Annotated in this window: 1 protein-coding gene; it reads right to left on the bottom strand. The window is 61.4% G+C overall.

Annotated features, from left to right (window positions below):
• On the bottom strand, positions 1-1,505 hold a 1,505-nt coding region (locus NZ746_02625; protein MCS6816256.1), incomplete at both ends, for an AAA domain-containing protein.

Genomic DNA, 1,505 nt, shown 5'->3' with positions numbered 1-1,505 from the left:
TGTTTGAACCGCTCATCGTTTCTCAGGGGAAGCGGGCCTTCGGGTCGCGGACTATCTACCAGGGAGATGAGAACGACGTCGCGCTCATCGCCCTGGAACTGCGCCGAGTTGCCGCAGAGGAATCGCCGTGTCTCCAACTCTCGCTCAAGCTTCGGATTGTCGAGGCACCTCTCGCGCACCAAGCGTTCGATGTGCTTGGCCTGATCGTCGCCCACCAGGGAGACGACGCCAATCGTCTTTCCTTTGTAAGCCGGATGGCACAGCATGGCGAGGATGAGCGCGGCGATCGTTTGCGCTTCCTCCTCGTTCACCTTGTTATGAGCCGTGCCCTTCACGCGATACGGGACGACGTGGGGTTTCAACGGCACATGGACAGATTCCCGCAGCGGACGGATGCGACCGCCATAGCACAGCCGGTTGCTGAACTCGATGATCTCGGGCACGCAGCGGAAGTGCTCCGTCAGCATCAACGCGCCGCCGAACGATTCCCGCGCGATGTCGTAAAGCGACCGCTTGCCGTCATAGAGATGGGCATTGGGGATGTCGCGGAGATATTCCACTTGAAGTTGCTCGATGTTGCTCAGTTCCTGGCCCACGCCTTCCGGGCTCACTTGCTCGTGATCGCCGACGATGACGACCTGATCGCCGACGTAGAGGGCGAGGAGACCGAGAATGTCGCACTGGCTCGCCTCATCCACGATCACCACGTCGAAGCGCGTGGTCGTCGGGTTTATCTGTTCGGCGACGCGAGGAAGCGGCATGATCCAGACGGGCACGGCGTCTTTGGCTTCGGCGATGAGCCGGGAGGCTTCGGCTCGAAGTCGTGCGGCGGCACGTCCCTTCCCTTTGCCCAATCGCCGCATCGTATTGAGCCAGCCGACGAGGGCCTGTCGCTGCGAGGGCTTGGTTTTCTTGATGCGATGCGCCCAGGCGCGACTTTCGACGAGCTGCTGCGTGATCTCGTAAAGCTGCTTCATCTGTTGTTCGAGTCGGCGCTGAATCTCTTGAATGGGAGTTTCAGCGCGGCGAACGAGTTCTTGCTCAAGCTGTCGCCAGAGCCAAGCGGCTTCGGGATCGCCCGGAAGTTCCTCGCGACCGTGTATCCCGCGTCGCGCGCGGATGACTTCGGCCCATGTTGGAGCAAAGCGGGACAATTGTTGGAGCAACTCCTCGCGGCGTCGAAGATGAACGTACTTGGCGTGCAGCTCGCAGAGTCGCGCATGAGCCCGACGATAGGCTAACTCATCGCGCCAATGGAGCGCCTCTTCGATCTCGGCCGCGATTGTGCCAGAGGCGACGTCGCCAAGGCGGTCTTTGGCTTCCCGAATGCGTCGTTCGGCGTCGCGCTGCTGAGCAACGAGCACCGCAGCGCTCAAAGCGTCCGGTAGGCTATTCGCCAAAAACTCACCCAGCCGTCGTCCGCGCTGCGCGCTGTCGGCTCCGATCTTCGACTTACCGAAGGCGCGATCCCAATCGAAGCCGAGACTGCTGAGTCTCTCTTGCAG

This window comes from Blastocatellia bacterium, from assembly GCA_025055075.1.
GTDB lineage: Bacteria > Acidobacteriota > Blastocatellia > HR10 > HR10 > HR10.
This window is presented reverse-complemented; position numbering and strand designations above follow the sequence as displayed.